Origin of the sequence: Kitasatospora sp. NPDC051984, assembly GCF_044593455.1 — a bacterium.
In the GTDB taxonomy this organism is placed as follows: Bacteria; Actinomycetota; Actinomycetes; order Streptomycetales; family Streptomycetaceae; genus Kitasatospora.
This window is the reverse complement of record NZ_JBIUCB010000005.1, coordinates 378,559-395,020: the sequence shown is the minus strand read 5'-3', so window position 1 is coordinate 395,020 and position 16,462 is coordinate 378,559. Positions and strand designations below refer to the sequence as shown.

At 73.3% G+C, this 16,462-nt stretch carries 15 protein-coding genes; 6 read left to right on the top strand and 9 right to left on the bottom strand.

Annotation, left to right across the window (positions count from 1 at the left end):
* Positions 1-108: 108 nt before the first annotated feature.
* Positions 109-1,287, bottom strand: coding sequence for a globin domain-containing protein (locus ACIHEI_RS13255; protein WP_396606696.1), 1,179 nt, complete (start codon positions 1,285-1,287; stop codon positions 109-111).
* 161 nt (positions 1,288-1,448) lie between these two features.
* On the bottom strand, positions 1,449-1,886 hold the full coding sequence (locus ACIHEI_RS13250; RefSeq protein ID WP_396606695.1) for an RrF2 family transcriptional regulator: 438 nt from the start codon (positions 1,884-1,886) through the stop codon (positions 1,449-1,451).
* A 260-nt stretch (positions 1,887-2,146) separates the two neighbouring features.
* Between ACIHEI_RS13250 and ACIHEI_RS13245 the strand changes: the two genes are divergently transcribed.
* Positions 2,147-3,619, top strand: a complete 1,473-nt coding sequence (locus ACIHEI_RS13245; RefSeq protein WP_396606694.1) for a carboxyl transferase domain-containing protein — start codon at positions 2,147-2,149, stop codon at positions 3,617-3,619.
* A 19-nt stretch (positions 3,620-3,638) separates the two neighbouring features.
* Here ACIHEI_RS13245 and ACIHEI_RS13240 read toward each other — a convergent pair whose 3' ends face one another.
* Positions 3,639-4,907 carry a tetratricopeptide repeat protein gene (locus tag ACIHEI_RS13240; protein WP_396606693.1) on the bottom strand — a complete coding sequence of 423 codons (1,269 nt, stop codon included), beginning with the start codon at positions 4,905-4,907 and terminating at the stop codon, positions 3,639-3,641.
* Between the two features lie 254 nt (positions 4,908-5,161).
* Here ACIHEI_RS13240 and ACIHEI_RS13235 point away from each other — a divergent pair, with 254 nt between their 5' ends.
* Complete coding sequence (locus tag ACIHEI_RS13235) at positions 5,162-5,443, top strand: hypothetical protein (protein WP_392944133.1); 282 nt, start codon at positions 5,162-5,164, stop codon at positions 5,441-5,443.
* A gap of 88 nt (positions 5,444-5,531) precedes the next feature.
* On the opposite strand, the gene ACIHEI_RS13230 is transcribed toward ACIHEI_RS13235, so the two are convergent.
* The 3 genes from ACIHEI_RS13230 to ACIHEI_RS13220 form a co-directional block, all read right to left on the bottom strand.
* Positions 5,532-6,542 carry a questin oxidase family protein gene (locus tag ACIHEI_RS13230; protein ID WP_396606692.1) on the bottom strand — a complete coding sequence of 337 codons (1,011 nt, stop codon included), beginning with the start codon at positions 6,540-6,542 and terminating at the stop codon, positions 5,532-5,534.
* Between the two features lie 120 nt (positions 6,543-6,662).
* Positions 6,663-7,175: an HAD domain-containing protein gene (locus tag ACIHEI_RS13225; protein WP_396606691.1), complete on the bottom strand. Its 513-nt coding sequence runs from the start codon at positions 7,173-7,175 to the stop codon at positions 6,663-6,665.
* Positions 7,176-7,214: 39 nt separating this feature from the next.
* Complete coding sequence (locus ACIHEI_RS13220) at positions 7,215-8,297, bottom strand: alpha/beta hydrolase family protein (RefSeq protein WP_396606690.1); 1,083 nt, start codon at positions 8,295-8,297, stop codon at positions 7,215-7,217.
* 179 nt (positions 8,298-8,476) lie between these two features.
* Between ACIHEI_RS13220 and ACIHEI_RS13215 the strand changes: the two genes are divergently transcribed.
* The 4 genes from ACIHEI_RS13215 (at position 8,477) to cobM (ending at position 12,469) form a co-directional block, all read left to right on the top strand.
* Positions 8,477-8,923 (top strand): MarR family winged helix-turn-helix transcriptional regulator, encoded by a 447-nt coding sequence (locus ACIHEI_RS13215; RefSeq protein ID WP_396606689.1) that lies wholly within the window; start codon positions 8,477-8,479, stop codon positions 8,921-8,923.
* Positions 8,924-9,076: 153 nt separating this feature from the next.
* The gene (locus ACIHEI_RS13210; protein ID WP_396606688.1) at positions 9,077-10,300 is read left to right on the top strand and encodes an IS4 family transposase; all 1,224 of its coding nucleotides are present in this window, start codon (positions 9,077-9,079) and stop codon (positions 10,298-10,300) included.
* 166 nt (positions 10,301-10,466) lie between these two features.
* The gene (gene cbiE, locus ACIHEI_RS13205; protein WP_396606687.1) at positions 10,467-11,732 is read left to right on the top strand and encodes a precorrin-6y C5,15-methyltransferase (decarboxylating) subunit CbiE; all 1,266 of its coding nucleotides are present in this window, start codon (positions 10,467-10,469) and stop codon (positions 11,730-11,732) included.
* Positions 11,729-12,469, top strand: coding sequence for a precorrin-4 C(11)-methyltransferase (gene cobM / locus ACIHEI_RS13200; protein WP_387634208.1), 741 nt, complete (start codon positions 11,729-11,731; stop codon positions 12,467-12,469). Before cbiE ends, cobM begins: the two co-directional genes overlap by 4 nt.
* Before the next feature lie 163 nt (positions 12,470-12,632).
* Here cobM and ACIHEI_RS13195 read toward each other — a convergent pair whose 3' ends face one another.
* From ACIHEI_RS13195 to ACIHEI_RS13185, 3 genes are read right to left on the bottom strand one after another with little or no spacing between them, the layout of a single operon-like run.
* Positions 12,633-13,262: a bifunctional 4-hydroxy-2-oxoglutarate aldolase/2-dehydro-3-deoxy-phosphogluconate aldolase gene (locus tag ACIHEI_RS13195; protein WP_396606686.1), complete on the bottom strand. Its 630-nt coding sequence runs from the start codon at positions 13,260-13,262 to the stop codon at positions 12,633-12,635.
* A 50-nt stretch (positions 13,263-13,312) separates the two neighbouring features.
* Positions 13,313-14,923: an amidohydrolase family protein gene (locus ACIHEI_RS13190; RefSeq protein WP_396606685.1), complete on the bottom strand. Its 1,611-nt coding sequence runs from the start codon at positions 14,921-14,923 to the stop codon at positions 13,313-13,315.
* Positions 14,923-16,257, bottom strand: a complete 1,335-nt coding sequence (locus ACIHEI_RS13185) for an amino acid deaminase (RefSeq protein WP_396606684.1) — start codon at positions 16,255-16,257, stop codon at positions 14,923-14,925. The genes ACIHEI_RS13190 and ACIHEI_RS13185 overlap by 1 nt, the downstream gene beginning before the upstream one ends.
* Between the last annotated feature and the right edge of the window lie 205 nt (positions 16,258-16,462).

The window sequence follows — 16,462 nt, the reverse complement described above, 5'->3', positions numbered from 1 at the left end:
CTGCTTTCGGCACCGTCAAACGCAACGGCCTCCCCGGTGAGGAGAGGCCGTCGGGTCCGCCGCTTCAGCTACCGCGTCCGGCGCGGAAGTTGAGCGACCTCCGGGGTCTTACTGACCGAGCCACATGTCGGGGCCGAACACCTCGTAGTGGATGTCGGCGGCGGGCACGCCGGCCTCCAGCAGCTGGGTGCGCACGGCGCGCATGAACGGCAGCGGGCCACACAGGTAGGCGACGGCGCCGGCGGGAACGTCCAGTCCGCTCAGGTCGACCCGGCCGGTGCGGTCGGCCGGCCACTCACCCTCGGGACGCTCGTACCAGACGTGCGCCTCGGCGTTCGGCAGCTTCGCCACCAGGCCGGAGAAGTCCTCGCGGAAGGCGTGGGTGGACTCCTGCTGGTCACCGTGGACGGCGATCACCTTGCGGGTGGCGCCGGTCTCGGCGAGGTGGTGGAGCATCCCGATGATCGGGGTGCAGCCGATGCCGGCCGAGGCCAGCACCACGGGGCGGTCCTCATCGGCCAGCTGGACGTCGCCGAACGGGGCGCTGACCAGCAGGGTGTCGCCCTGGTCGACGTGCTGGTGCAGGTGGTTGGAGACCTCACCGGCCGGGTCGCCGGCGACGCGCTTGACGGTGATCTGCAGGCCACCGTCGGGCTGGCCGGACAGGCTGTACTGGCGGATCTGCCGCGCGCCGTCCGCGAGTTCGACCTGCACCGAGACGTACTGGCCGGGCTTGTGCGCCGGGACGGCACCGCCGTCGGCCGGGTGCAGCAGGAAGGTCGCCACGTCGGCGGTCTCGGCGGTGCGCGAGACCACGGTGTAGGGGCGGCGCTCGCCGCGGGTGCCGCTTTCCTCGTACAGGCGCGCCTCGAGGGCGATCAGCGCGTTGGCCATCAGCCAGTACACCTCTTCCCAGGCCTCGGCGACCTCGGGGGTGACGGCCTCGCCGAGCACCTCGACGATGGCGGCGAACAGGTTGTCGTGGACCACCTGGTACTGCGGGGCGGTGATGCCCAGCGAGGCGTGCTTGTGGGCGATGCGGGCGAGCATGGCGTCCGGTCGCTGGTCGGGGTTGTTGACCAGGGCCGTCGCGAAGGCGGCTATCGAACCGGCCAGCGCCGACTTCTGGCTGCCGTCGGCCTGGTTGCCCCGGTTGAACAGGTCGCGCAGCAGCTCGGGGTGAGCAGCGAAGAGCCGGCCGTAGAACGAGCCGGTGATCTCCTCGATGGCCGCCCCCACCACGGGCAGGGTGGCACGCACGGTCTGCGCGGACTTCTCGGACAGCATCCGAAGCTCCAAACTCGCATCTGAGATGCGCATTTTACGGTGTGGAAACACCTACTGTTGACCGCTGACGACTAAAGGTGACTGCTACTGACTACTACTGCGCACTACTGACTGCTGAATGTGCACTGTTGACTGTTGTTGATCACCGCTGGCGACCCCGGCTAGCCACGGCCGGGCAGTCCCAGCAGGACCGGGCCGGTCGGCGGACTGACCAGGTCGTTCACGGTCAACGGGTCGAGCGTCGCGAAGAACGCTTCCTGCGCCTGACGCAGCAACCCGCGCAGCCGGCAGGAGTGACGCAGCGGACACGGCGGCTGGTCCTCGCAGCCGACCACATCCCCTGTGCCCTCCAGTTCCCGGACGATCCGGCCGAGCGATCCGTTGCGGCCGGCGGCAGTCAGGGCAAGCCCTCCACCGCGCCCGCGCCGGGCCTCGACCACGCCCAGGTGCTGGAGACGACTGACCACCTTCGCCGCGTGGTTGTAGGGGACGTCGACCGCCTCGGCCACCTCGCGGGTGGTCGGGGTCTGGTCATCGCCCAGCACCGCCAGGCGCATTGCGATGCGCAGTGCGATGTCGGTGCTCTTGGTCAGCCTCACGGCGCTGACTCTAGCCAATTCGGCATCCTGGATACCAATTAGCCCGGTGTCTGCTGCGTCACGTTCCACCGCCGGGCGCGCTGGGTAAGGCGCGCGAGGCAACCGCCCCACCGGCGGTGATCCGTGTCACCACTGTGCGCCGCACCCGCCGACGGCCCGCGTCCGCCCATAGGCTCTGCACCGGCTTTGCGCCAGCTTTGGGCCGCAACGCCCCTTCCCCCACTTCTGCCCCATCCCCCTGCCTGCGACGGAGGCCCCAGGTGTCGGCACGTCAGCTCCTCGATCTGCTGGTCGATCCCGGCAGTTTCACGTCCTGGGACGAGCCGATCGGCACCGAGCCGGCCGACCCCGAGTACCGGGACGCCCTGGCCCGGGCCCGCGCCCGCACCGGGCTGGACGAGGCGGTGATCACCGGCCGCGCCCTGCTGGACGGCCGACCGCTGGCGCTGATCGCCTGCGAGTTCGGCTTCCTCGGCGGCTCGATCGGCGTCGCCACGGCCGAACGGATCACCCGGGCCGTGGAACGCGCCACCGCCGAGCGCCTCCCGCTGCTCGCCCTGCCGGTCTCCGGCGGCACCCGCATGCAGGAGGGCTCCGCCGCGTTCCTGTGCATGGTCCGGGTCACCGCGGCGGTCCACGCCCACCGCGCCGCCGGCCTGCCGTACCTCACCTACCTGCGCAACCCCACCATGGGCGGCGTGTTCGCCTCCTGGGGCACCCTCGGCCACCTGGTCCTCGCCGAACCGGGCGCCCGGCTGGGCTTCCTCGGTCCGCGCGTCTACGAGGAGTTGCGCGGCGAGCCGCTGCCGCCCACCGTCCAGCGCGCCGAAACCCTGGCCGCCAACGGCCGGTTGGACGCCATCGTCCCGCCCGACCGCCTGCACGCGTTCCTGTCCCGCGCGCTCACCATCCTCACCGCCCGGCCGCCCCGGCCGAGTTCACCGCCGCCCGCCGCCCCCACCGCGACCCTCGCCGCCGAGGACGCCTGGGAGTCGGTGCTCCGCAGCCGCCGGCCCGACCGCCTCTCTTCTCTTGAACTCCTGTCCCACACCGCCGAGTTGTTCCTCCCGCTGGACGGCGACAGCGCGCTCGTCCGGGCGCTCGCGCTGATCGGTGGACGCCCGGTGATGGTGGTCGCCCAGCAACGCTCCGGCCCCGACCGGCCCGAACTTCCCTTCACGGCAGCCGATTTGCGGGCGGTTCGCCGACAGGCGGAGCTGGCCGAGGAGTTGGGAATGCCACTGCTCACCGTGGTCGACACCGTCGGCGCCGAACTCTCCGTCGAGGCCGAACTCGACGGTGTGGCACTGGAGATCGCGCACTGCCTGACCACCCTGGTCGGCCTGCGCACCCCCGTCCTCGCCGTGCTGCTCGGCCAGGGCAGTGGTGGCGGCGCGCTCGCGCTGCTGCCCGCCGACCGCGTCATCGCCGCCCAGCACGCCTGGCTCGCCCCGCTTCCGCCCGAGGGCGCCTCCGCCATCGTCCACCGCGACGGCGAGCACGCTCCTCAACTCGCCCGCGCCCAGGGCATCACCGCCACGGCGCTCGCCGCCACCGGCCTGATCGACCAGGTCGTCCCCGAGACCGACGACCCCGCCGACCTGCGCGCCCACCTGGCCGCCGCCATCACCCACGCCCTCGCCGAACTCGTCCAACTCCCCACCCCCACCCGCCTCGCGGCCCGCCGGACCCGCAACCGCCACCTCGGCGGCCCGCGGCCCACCACCGCCTGACCGCACCGTTCGCCGCCGGTCAGGGGTGGAACAGCCGGTACAGATCGGGTCGGACCACCCGCGTGGTCCGGCCCTGCCGGAGCAGCGCCACCGCGTCCTGGACGCAGCCGAGTTCGATCAGCTGGCCGGCCAACTGGCGGCGGCAGGACGGGTCATCCGCATGCGGCCGAAGCAGGGCGGCGGCTTCCTCGAACCGCCCCCGGTCGGCGAGCAGTTCGGCGATCTCCTGAACGGCGGACGGCGGGTCGTCGTCGGGGTACGCCAGAGCCAGGTCGATCGCCTCGTCCAGCAGCCCACAGTCGGCCATCAGCCTGAGGCGCAAACTGAACAACTCCCACTCCTCTGCGTTTTCATGATGGACCGTCAGATCCTCCAGGAGCGCCAGCCGCTCCTGCGGCCGACCGTGGTCGACGTACAGCGCGCACAGGGCCGAGACGATCCAGTCCTCCGCCCCGCCGGACGACTCGACCAGCGCTCGCATCACCGCGATCGCCTCTGCCAACCTTCCGTGCCGGGCCAGGAGTTGAGCGTGCCCGAGGGCCGCGTCCCGCGACTCCCCGGCCGCGCGGTACACGGCGACGGCGCCCGCCACGTCGCCGCGTTCCTCCAGCACCCCGGCAAGATGCAGCGCCGCAGGCCCGCCGGGGTCGGCCGCCGCGTGCGCGCGCAGGTCCTCGAACCGGCCGTGCCGCGCCAGCAGTTCGGACAGCCGGCCTTCGTCGATCGGCTGCTCGGTGCCGAGAAGCGCGATCGCCTCGGCGATCCGGCCCTGCCGCTCCCGGACGGTGGCCAGCAGGCCGAGCGCGGTCCCGGGGTGGAGCCCTCGACAGCACCACGGACTGTCGCACCGGTGCCCGGCCGGGATCCTCGCGGCCAGCAGCGCGGCGGCCTCCTCCTCCCGGCCCGCCACTCCGGCCACCTCGACCATCGCGGCGGCCAGGCCCGCGTCCTCAACTCCCGCGCTCAGCAACGTGAATGCCTCGTCGCCCCGCCCCTGCCGGGCCAGCAGCCGACCGAGGAACTCCAGCGGACGCCCACCGGTCCTCGCATGCCGACGGACCAGCGCGATCGCCTCATCCGGCCGTCCCCACTCCTCCAGCAGCTCCGCCTGCGCTTCGACGGCCGGCCACCACTCCGACTCGACGTACGGCGCCAGCACCGCAAGCGCCTCCGCCTGCCGCCCCTGCTCACCCAGCACCCGCGCCCACGCCCGCGCGCAGAACCACTCCCCCTGCCCGGCCTGGACTTCCACCTCCTCCGCGTGCCCGAGCTCGAGCAGCCGGACCACCAGGGGCGGAGGAATCGTCCCGGCACAACGATCAAGATCAGCAGCGTCCACGGCAGCGCACGCTAACGCCACCGACCGACAGTGGCGCAGCCCCCGGGGAGTCCGGCCTGTCGGCCACCACCCCCAGGACCCGTGCACGCTCGCCGATTCGAGCGATTGGGGGTGCCGTTCGGGGACGAACCGGCCGTGCGGGGAATTCCCCGTTCGAAGAGGCACCCGCTCCCAGCCGGGCGTCCTCGGAAGGGAGAACAGTCATGCGTCGTCGTCTCACGGGAATCGGCCTGCTGGCCGTCGCCGGCGTGCTCGCCCTCGCCGTCCCCGCCCAGGCCGCCACGGGCACGCTGATCGTGAATGGGGTGTCCCACCACAACCCCGCGCGGGGCTGCTACAGCACCACGTCCCCGGTGACCATCACCAACTTCACCAACTCGGCCGTGCTGGTGCACGCCGCTGCGAACTGCCAGGGGCCGGTGACGGCGGAGGTGGATCCCGGAATGTCCAAGCACGCCGTCGGGACGAGCTACTTCGTCCTCTGAGGCTCGCCGCTGAGGCACGCTGCGCCGGAGTGGGAAGTCGGCCGTTCCGACCTCCCACTCCGTCTCGTCCGACCCTCCGCCCGTCCGATCATCCGATCGGAGCGGTCAACTCCATGGCGCGCACCGCCGCCGCCAGCGCGGGCCCGTCGCCCACGTCCAGGGCCGTGTCCGTCAACTTGATGACGTGTTCGTCGCCGTGCGACAGCGCCCGCTCGACGACCTCGTCGGGGGTGAGGCCGTCGAGCGGCACGCACGGGACCGCCTCGGCCGGCGCGTACATCGCGGTCACGGCCGCCGAGGCCGTCCAGGCGGCCCGCAGGCTCGACGGCCACAGGGCGTGCGGCAGAGCGGGCAGGGTGCGCAGGACGGCGTTGGGAGCCGTGGCCGCGTGGACCAGCATCGTCTCCTCCCCGTGCCCGTGGGTGGCGTACCGGTGGGTTGCCGCCCGCACCAGTTCGACGAGCCGGCGGTGCGCCTCGGCCGGTTCCATCGCCGTGGCCGCCCACACCGGCAGGGCCCTGACGTGGTCGAGCCGGGCCGGGAAGCCCCCGTCCTGGACGGCGATCCGCGGCACCAGCCCGAGGGCGGCGGCCGCGCTGTCGGCACCGGGCAGCGGGGTGAGAGCCGCGACGGGCCGGTGGCGGGCGGCCCAGTAGCCGAGGCCGTGGGCGAGTTCGGCCAGCCGGGGTTCGGTGACCGCGCCGGAGAGCAGGGTGCGCACGGCGTGGCCCACCCGGATCACCGGGTGGGTGGAGCCACCGTAGATCCCGGGCAGCAGGCGGGGCCACCACTCGCCGAGCACGTCGCGCCACGGACGTTCCGCGACCTCGCGCTCGAAGAAGCCGATCCAGTCGGCCGCACGGCGCGGATCACCCAGCGCCGCACGCCAGTTGGCGGCCGTTACCCGCTCGACCCCGGACGGGAACTCCTCCAGCTTGCCGGCGTACCGGTCGAGCCAGCCGTGCACCGCATCCGCCCGCCCGCGGGCGGCGAGGGCCTCCACCGCCATCGGCGCGTGATTGGTCAGCCGCCCGAGCCGCTCGGGCCCCGAGCGGTGCAGGCGTTCGAGCGCCTCGTCCAACGTCCCTGTGACATCCATGCCGGGGACGGTAGGCGGAACCGCCAGGCCCGCGTAACGGACTGAAGACGTAGGCCTCGTCCTCGGATCGGCCCAGGTCGTGGGACCGATGCCCCGCCCGACCGACCTTGAGACCCGCCGTCAGGCCGGGTGGCGCAGCCAGTTCTCGAGGATGGTGAAATCCCGGTCGGTCAGGCCGAGTTCGGGGTTGACGCAGTGGAGCAGCGCCGGGCCGGGGTGGTGGTGGGCGACCCACTCGCGGTCGGCTTCGGTGATCTCGTCGTCGACCCAGGCGAACGGGGTTCCGGCGGCGTGGGCGGTGAGTGCGGGGGTCTTCCAGTGGACGCCGGGCGGGAGGCGGGGGGTGGTGTGCGGCGGGTCGGGCAGGACGGGGAGTGCGGGGAGGCCGAGCAGCGGGGCGATGCAGGTGTTGGCGTCGTCGAACCAGGTGGTGGCCCAGATCAAGTGGCAGGGCAGTTCGGCGAGTTGGTGGCCGACGGCGGGGTCGAGGCGGGCCAGCAGGGGGTTGGACTCGCCGGTCAGTTCGCGGATCCGGCGCGCCGTGAGGTGGGTGCGGTGGCGCGCGGGGTCGCCGCCGAACGGGATCAGTGGGCCGTCGACGTCGAGGTAGAGCAGGGGCAGCGGAGACTCCATCCGGTCGATGATGCCGGGGCGGAGGCTCCGCCGCACCTGTCATGCCGACCGCAGCGTCTCGGCCAGCCAGTCGGCGGTGTCCGGCAGCCACTCCGACTGCGCGTTGCCGAGCAGGTGGTTGCCGTACGGGACGTACAGCAGCTCGGCGTGCGGGAGGTCCGCGGTGAGCGCTTCGGCGTTGGTGAAGCCGGGGATCCGGTCCTCCCCGCCCTCGACCAGCAGCAACGGACAGCGCAGGTGCGGTGCGAGCGCGGCCAGGTCCAGGCCGTCGACGAATGCGCGCGCGGCGTCCGCGTCGCCGCACCGCTGGCCGAGGGTGGCGGCGACGAACGGGACGAGTCCGTCCCAGTCCAGCCGGTACGGGCCGCTGACCAGCGCGGCGGCGCGCACCCGCCGGTCGTGGGCGGCGACCCGTGCGGCGAGGTATCCGCCGAGGCTGAGGCCGACCACGGCGATCCGGCCGAGGTCGACCGGCGCCTCATCGGCCGCGGCGGCGTCGGCGAGCGCGTCCAGGGCGCGGACGACCGCGCGGCGGTGGCCCTCCGCGTCCAGCAGCGTCTCGGTGGCCAGCACCCCCTGGCCGGGTCCGTCGATCGCCAGGACGGCGACGCCACGCGGGAGCAGCGCGTCCGCGAGGGCGTGGAACTCCTCCTTCGAGGAGTCCATGCCGGGGATCACCACCGCCACCGGAAAGCGCTTACCCTCTGCCTCCGCCGGGATCCGCAGCCATCCGGTGAAGCCGTCGCCGGACAGGCGGCGGGCCTGCGGTTCGAGCAGGGCCAGCGACTGTTCCATCGACCGGTCCGCCTCCCTCGCGACCTCCGTCGCCCGCTCCCGGTCCGGGTCGGGCATCAGGGCCGCGAGGTGGAACCAGCGGGCGGCCAGGCGGTGGCGCTCGCCGGCCGTCCGGGTGCGACCGACCTTGGCGGCCTGTTCGGCAGCGGCGCGGTGCCGGAGTGCGGCCGCACGGCAGACGTCGGGCCACTGGAGCATCGACTCCAGCGGCGCGGTGACCCGGTCGTACTCGTGCAGGTCGACGCCCGCACCGTGGGCGCGTGGGCGGGTCTCCGCGGTGAAGCCGGCGGCCATACCGGGGGCGGAGAGGAAGGAGAGGTCGGTCATCGGTGTGCGGTCCTCCGGGCACGGGTGTCAGTCGGGCTGACAGATCGACAAATCAACACGCCGGGAGGAACGGCAGCGGCACAGCATCCGCTCCCCCGCATGCTCAACACCCCGATCATCATCAATCAGTTGATGACTGTCAACGCTTATACGTCGACCAGCCCTTGTAGCATCGCCGCATGGGAATGCCTGCCAGTGACCGTCTCGGCATCGATCTGAACCTCGCCGTCCAGGAGCTGCTGGCCGCGAAACGCGCCGCCGTCGAACCCGCCGGACTGACGGTGCCGCAGTACGCGGCCCTGTTCATGCTTGCCGAGAACGCGGGCATCAGCGGCGCCGCGCTCGCCCGGGCCTGCCAGGTCACCCCGCAGGCGATGGCCATGACGCTCAAGCACCTCACCGAACGCCGCCTGGTGGAACGCGCCCCGCACCGCTGGCACCGCAACATCCTGGCGACCCGTCTCACCGACCGCGGCCGCGCCGCGCTGGAACTCGCCGACGACCGCGCCAGCGCCATCGAGGAGGCGCTGTCCGAGGAGTTCACCGCCGCCGAACGTGACCAGCTGCGCCACCTCCTGGCCCGCGCCATCAGCGCCATCCGTTACGCCGCCGACGACCTCGACTGACAGTGAGGACGCGCGGTGCCTCCTCCGCCGGGTCCGACCGCCGCCCGGCCCGGAACCTCCGCCAACAGACCTCCGGCCGCTGCGCGTTGCGGAGCCTGGCATCCCGGGCCGGGTTCGCGGTGACTTCGCCGTGGGCGGCTCGTTGAACGGGTCGTGCCAGTGCCAAGGCAGACCAACGCACCGACGGACATCCGGCCTGCGGAGCGTGCCGCGCTGGGGATACTGACGCGCGCCTTCCCGCCCGAACTGGTCGACCAGGTACTGATCGACTGTGGACGGGTCGAGCAGCGCAGCCGCCTGCTGCCGGCCCGCGTGGTGGTCTACTTCGTGCTGGCGATGGCGATGTTCGCCGACCGCGGCTACCCGGACGTCGCCCAACTGCTGGTCAACGAGCTGGAGCGGGAACGCTGGTGGCCGAGGGCCCGCCAGTTGCCCACCCCCGCCGCGATCGGCCGGGCCCGGCTGCGGCTCGGCCCGGAACCGCTGCGCCGCCTGTTCGAACGGACCTGCCCGCCGCCGGCCGGCCGGACCATCGCCGACGCCTGGTACCGCGGCAAGCGGCTGGTCGCCCTCGACGGCACGATCCTCGACGTCCCGGACACGCCGCCGAACGCCGCACACTTCGGCCGGACGCTCGGCAGCACCGTCCGGAAATCCGTCCGCACCACCGCTCCCCGCACCACCGGCGGGCCTCCCGCGCGGCCCGCCGTCCCGGAGCCCGTCAACTACCCGCAGGCCAGGGTCAGCGCCCTGGTCGAGTGCGGGACCCACACCACGCTCACCGCCGACGTCGGCCCGCTCTCGACCCACGAGCGCGCCCTCGCCGCAGCCATCTACCCGACGCTGACCCGCGACATGCTCGTGCTCGCCGACCGCGGCACGACCGATCCGGCGATCTGGCAGGCCGCCCGCGCAGGCGGTGCCGACCTGCTCTGGCAGGTGCCCGGCAGCCTTCAACTCCCGCTCGCCGCACGCCTGGACGACGGCTCCCGTCTGACCGGTCCGACCGGCGCGGCCGACCCGACCGGACCGGCTCGCGAACACGCCTGCCCCGCCCAGGTCCGCGTCATCGACTACACCCTCGACACCGACCGCCGCAGCGCCCCGCCGCACCGCCTGCTCACCAGCCTGCTCGATCCGGCCGCCGCCCCGGCCGCCGACCTCGCCGCCCGCTACACCCACCAGTCCCGCACCGGAACGGCGCTCGACCACCTGACCCCGCCGCAACCGGCCCAGACCCTGCGCTCCCGCCACCCCGAGGGCATCGAGCAGGAGATCTTCGCCCTACTGCTCCTCCACCGCACCTTCCCCACCGCCCCCACGGCGCCGACCACGTCCACGCCGCCGACCGTCCAACTGGTGTCCACGCCCGACTGACCGCGCGCCGCGCGCCGCGCGGCTCCGGGAGCGGGGGAGCCGGGGAACCCGGGAGCTCCTGTGTGGCCAATGTCGCACGGTGGATCTCCGCAGCTCGTGGGGGGTATGACGGTCTACTGCCGGTAGGCTGCGGCTGCCCGTCCCCCGAGCTGTGAGGAGTTTGCGCGTGTCTGCGATCACCGTGGTGGGGGTTGGTGCGGACGGCTGGCCGGGGCTGTCGGAGGCGGCCCGGGCGGCGTTGCACACGGCGGAGGCGGTCCTGGGCGGAGCCCGGCAGCTGGCGCTGCTCCCCGCCGAGGTGACAGCGGATCGCGTGCCGTGGCCGTCGCCGTTGCGGCCGTCGGTGCCGGGGCTGCTGAATCGTTTCGCGGAGCGGCGGCTGGTGGTGCTGGCGAGCGGCGATCCGATGTTCTACGGGATCGGCCGGACGCTGATCGAGTGCGGCGTCCCGGCCGAGTCGCTGCGGGTGCTGCCGCATCCGTCCTCGGTGTCGCTGGCGTGCGCCCGGTTGGGCTGGCCGGTCGAGGAGACCGAGGTGGTGACGCTGGTCGGCCGCGCCCCCGAGACGCTGCACGCCGCGCTCTACCCCGGCCGCCGAATACTGGTGTTGAGCGCGAACGCCTCGACCCCCGCACTGGTGGCGAAGCTGCTGACGGAACGCGGCTTCGGCCCGAGCCGGATGCGGGTGCTGGAGCAACTCGGTGGCCCGGCCGAGACGGTGCGCGAGGGCCTGGCGGACGACTGGTCGCTGCCGCCGGGCGATCCGCTGAACGTGCTGGCGATCGACTGCGTGGCTACCGACCCGAACTCGCCACGCCAGCAGCTGACTTCCGGCCTGCGCGACGAACTCTTCGAATCCGATGGCCAGTTGACGAAGCGTCATATCCGCGCGGCGACGCTGGCGGCGCTCGGCCCGGCGCCGGGCGAACTGCTCTGGGACATCGGCGGCGGCTCGGGCTCGATCGGCATCGAATGGCTGCGGGCGCACCGCAGTTGCCGGGCCGTGAGCGTGGAGCGCGACCCGGTGCGGGTGGAGCGGATCGTCCGCAACGCGGCGTCCCTGGGCGTACCCCGGCTGCGGGTGGTGCACGGCGCGGCGCCGGCGGCGCTGGCCGAACTGGACGTCCCCGACGCGGTGTTCATCGGCGGCGGGCTGACCGTGCCGGGCGTGCTGGAGTCCTGCTGGTCGGCGCTGCGCCCGGGTGGGCGGCTGGTGGCGAACACGGTGACGCTGGAGTCGGAGGCGCTGCTCACTCAGTGGTACCGGCGCCACGGCGGGGAGTTGGTGAAGCTGAGCGTCGCACACGCGGTGCCGGTGGGCGGGTTCACGGGGTGGCGGCAGGCGATGCCGGTCACTCAGTGGAGCGTGGTCAAGGGCGGCGGCGCCGGGATGTCCGGTGCGGCCGAGGAACTCGGAGGAGCAGCGAAGTGACGGTCTATTTCATCGGTGCCGGTCCGGGTGCGGCCGATCTGATCACGGTGCGCGGGCAACGGACGCTGGCGGCGTGCGGGGTGTGCCTGTACGCGGGGAGCCTGGTCCCGCAGGAGCTGCTGGCCGACTGCCCGCCGGGGGCGCGCCTGGTGGACACCGCGAACCTCGACCTCGACCAGATCATCGCGGAGATCGTCCGCGCGCATGCCGAGGGCCAGGACGTGGCACGGCTGCACTCGGGCGACCCGTCGGTGTTCTCGGCGATGGCCGAGCAGATGCGTCGCCTGGACGCGGCGGACATCCCCTACGAGGTGGTGCCGGGCGTCCCGGCGTTCGCGGCGGCCGCGGCGGCCCTGAAGCGGGAGCTGACGGTCCCGACGGTCGGCCAGACGGTGATCCTGACCCGGGTGGCCCGCCAGGCGACGCCGATGCCGCCCGGCGAGGAACTGTCCGTCCTCGGCAAGAGCGGCGCCCTGCTGGTCCTGCACCTGGCGGCCCGCTACGTCGACAGCGTGGTGGACGAACTCCTCCCCCACTACGGACCGGACTGCCCCGCCGCTGTGGTGGCCATGGCCAGCCGCCCCGACGAGCTGGTGCTGCGCGGCACCCTCGGCGACATCGCCACCCAGGTCAAGGCCGCAGGCGTGCTCCGCACCGCCGTGATCATCGTCGGCCGCACCCTGGCCGCGACGGAGTTCCGCGACAGCCACCTGTACTCGACCACCCGCAGCCGGTAAGCGCTTTCCCGCTCCCTCCGGGGGCGACGGCGGGGCGGCGGGGCGGCAGGGGGGCGACGGCGGGGGCGAGTAAGCGCTTTCCCCGCCCCCTCCGTCCCCGCCCCCTCCGTCCCCGCCCCCTCCGTCGCCGCCCCCTCCGTCGCCGCCCCCGGCCCGGCCGTTCTCAGCCGAGCGAGGCGATGAACGCCTTCGCGCGGCGGGTGATCTCGGCCCAGTCGCCGTCGGCGACGGTCTGCGGGGGGACGACGTCGGTGCCCGCGCAGACGGCGAGGGCGCCGTGGTCGAGGAAGGCCCTGGCGTTGGTGGCGTTGACGCCGCCGGAGGCGACCAGGGGGATGCCGGGGTACGGGCCCTGGAGGTCCTTGAAGTAGCCGGGGCCGAAGGTCTTCGCGGGAAAGATCTTCACGGCGGCGGCGCCGAGGTCGAGCGCGTCGGCGACCTCGCTGGGGGTCAGCGCGCCCATCACGACGGGGATTTCGGCGTCGCGGGCGACGGCGGCGACGGCGGGCCGCAGGCCGGGGGTGACCAGGAAGCCCGCGCCGGCGTCGATGCCTTCGCGGGCCTGCTCGGCGGTGAGCACGGTGCCGACGCCGATCCGGCAGCCGGCCTTCGCGGCGGTGGCGACGTGGCGGGCCACGTCCGGTGTGGTGAAGGTGAGTTCGGTCCAGGCGATGCCGCCTTCGGCGAGCGCTTCGCACAGCGCGACCGCGTCCGGGATCACCGGCGCCCGCACCACGGCTATCACGGGCTGTGCGGCCAACGCCGCGCGCAGGTCGGTCACTTCGGTTCCCATACTCCCCAACTCCTGTTTCCTGAGATACGTCCGACTGGCCTGACGGATCGTCAATCCGCCGCCCGTACCAGGCCGTCCGCGTCACGCCGCAGCGCCCGCCCGGCCAGGTCGCCGGTCGGCTTGCCGTCGGTGAGGGCGGGAATGCCGCCGACCAGGACGTGCGCGATGCCGTCGGCGGGCCGGCGGGGATGGTCGAAGGTGGCGGTGTCGCGGACGGTCCCCGGGTCGAAGAGGACCAGGTCCGCGTGGTGGCCGGGGCGGATCAGTCCGCGCCGGTCGAGGCGCAGGCGGCGGGCGGGGCGGCCGGTCATCCGGGCGATCGCTTCTTCCAACGTCAGGACGCCCAAGTCCCGGCTGTAGTGGGCGAGGTAGCGCGGGAAGGTGCCCCAGGCGCGGGGGTGCGGGCGGGCGCCGACGAGCAGGCCGTCGCTGCCGACTGTGTGCGCGGGGTGGCGCATGATGGCGCGGACGTTCTCCTCGTGGCCGACGTGCTGGAGGATCGTGGTGCCCAACTGGTCGGCGAGCAGCAGCCCGAAGAACACCTCGGTGCCGGTGAGTCCCTGTTCGGCGGCGAGTTCGGAGACCTTCCGGCCGACGACGCCGGCGAGCGCGGTGTTCCGGACGCCGGAGATCTGGATGGTGTCCCAGTCGGTGACCACGCCGTGGCAGCCGTCACTGCCGTGCTCCTCGACGTCGGCACGGATGCGTTCGCGCGCGGCGGGGTCGGCGAGTCGGGAAAGGGTGGTTTCGGGGCCGCCTTCGGTGGCCCAACTGGGCAGCAGGGCAGCCAGGGTGGTGGATCCGGGCAGGTAGGGGTAGCTGTCGAGAGTGACGTCGATGCCGTCGGCGAGGGCGGTGTCGACCAGGGCGAGGAACTCCTCGGCGCGGCCCTCGTTGACGCCGAAGTTCATGGTGGCGTGGGTGAGGTGCAGCGGGCAGCCGCTGCGCCGGGAGATCTCCACCATCTCCGCGTAGCCTTCCAACGCGCCTGCGCCGTAGGAGCGTTGGTGCGGTGCGTGGTAGCCGCCGCGGGCGGCGACGATCCGGCACAGTTCGACGAGTTCGGCGGTGCCGGCGTACATGCCGGGGGTGTAGGTGAGGCCGGTGGACATGCCGACCGCGCCGTCCGCCAGCGCCTGGTCCAACAGGGCGCGCATCCGGTCGAGTTCGGCGTCGCTGGGGGCCCGGTTGTCCCAACCCATGGCGAGCATCCGGATGGTGCCGTGCGGGGCGAGGTAGCAGGCGTTGACGCCGATGGACCGGTCGAGGCGGTCGAGGTACTGGCCGACGGTGCGCCAGTTCCAGTCGAATCCGTCGGGATCGCCGTTCCAGCCTGCGAGTTGGCGGCGCAGCGCGGCGAGTGTGGTGTCGTCGGCGGGGGCGTAGGACAGTCCGTCCTGGCCGAGGACGTCGAGGGTGACGCCCTGGGTGATGCGGGAGGGGTGGTCGGGTTCGACGAGCAGGCTCAGGTCGGAGTGGGCGTGCAGGTCGATGAATCCGGGGGCGAGGACGAGGCCGTCGGCGTCGATGGTGCGGCGGGCGGTGAGGCCGTGGCCTATCTCGTCGATGTCGCCGTCGGAGGTGATGGTGACGTCGGCGCGGTAGCGGTCGGCGCCGGTGCCGTCGATGACGGTGGCGCCGCGCAGCAGGAGTTCGGGCATCAGAAGTATGTCCTCACCAGGTCGACGACGCGCGGGTGTTCGGCGTCGGCGTGGTCGAGGACGGGGATCAGGGTCCACTTGTCGAAGGCGGTGCAGGGGTGGGAGAGGCCGAGTCGGAGGACTGCGCCGATCGGGGCGGCGTCGCCGGCGCCGCGCAGGAAGGTGTGCTGGTCGTTGAGGGCGGTGACTTCGGCTCCCTTCAACTCGCCGCTGCCTCGGACGAGTTGCGGTTCGGGCAGTCCTTCGTCGAACGGCAGGTCGCGCTTTCCTGCGTCCAGCAGGGCGAGTTGAGGTTCGGGGTGGGAGACGACGCGGGCCCAGCCGTGCATGGCGGAGTGCAGGGGGGTGGCTCCGGTGGTGCGGGCGAGCGGGGAGATGCCGCGGTAGAAGCCGTCGTCGTGGGCGAGGTAGGCACCGGCCCGGACGATGACGCGGGTGCCGGGGATTTCGGCGGCGAGTGGGGTCAACTCCTGGGCGACGGTGTCGAAGTAGGCGCTGCCGCCGGCGGTGACGATGGGGGTGGGGGTGCGGTAGCCGGGGGCGAGGCGGCGGTGCAGTTCGGCGAGGTCGCGCAGGTAGTCGCGGACGGTGGCGAGGGCGCGGTCGGAGGCGTCGTGGGCGAGGGCGCCTTCGTAGCCGCCGACGCCGGCCAGTCGGAGGGTGGGGGCGGCGTGCACGGCGGCGGCGACGTCGAGGGCGGCGGGGATGCCGCGGGCGCCGGTGCGGCCGCCGGGGCCGCCGAGTTCGACCAGGACTTCGACGGGGCGCTTCGCGCCGGCGGCGCGCAGGGCGGCGTCCATCTGCCGGGCGCTGTCGGCGGAGTCGACCCAGGAGGTGAAGGCGAACTCGGGGTCGCGGTCGAGTTCGGCGGCGAGCCAGGCGAGGCCGGCGGGGTCGAGCAGGGTGTTGGCGAGCAGCAGGCGTTGGACGCCGAAGGCGCGGGCGACGCGCAGTTGGGGCAGGTTGGCGAGGGTGATGGCGTGGGCGCCGGCGGCGAGTTGGGCCTGCCACAGGGCGGGGGCCATGGTGGTTTTGCCGTGCGGGGCGAGCAGGACGCCGGCGTCGCGGCACCAGGCGGCCATGGTGTGCAGGTTGTGGTCGAGCGCGGCAGCGTCGAGGGTGAGCAGCGGGGTGCCGAGGGTGTCGAGGGTGGGGCCGGTGGCGAGCCAGTCGCGGACGGTGCGGCCCGAGGCGTCGGCGGGGACGGCTTTGAAGCGCCAGTCGAGTGTCTCGTCGGCGAGGGCTGCGACGGCGGCCGTGTCGATGCCGGGCCCGTGGGCGGGGTCCGCGAAGGAGTGGTGTCCGGTGTGCTGGTGTGCCGCCGCGTTGCTCATGGCTGTGCCTCCGTTCCGGTCCCGGCCCGCCGACGAGCTGGGATGTTGCAACATGTGCAACCTCTATTGCGCATGTTGGTGTTACGGTTCTAGCATTCACGCCGGACGGCGGTCAACGGACCGCGGCGCGGCCCGTCCACCCTCCCACCAGGCACGCAGTACCGGGGCTCACCGCCGAGTACCGGTCACGCGGGCCGCTGTTGGC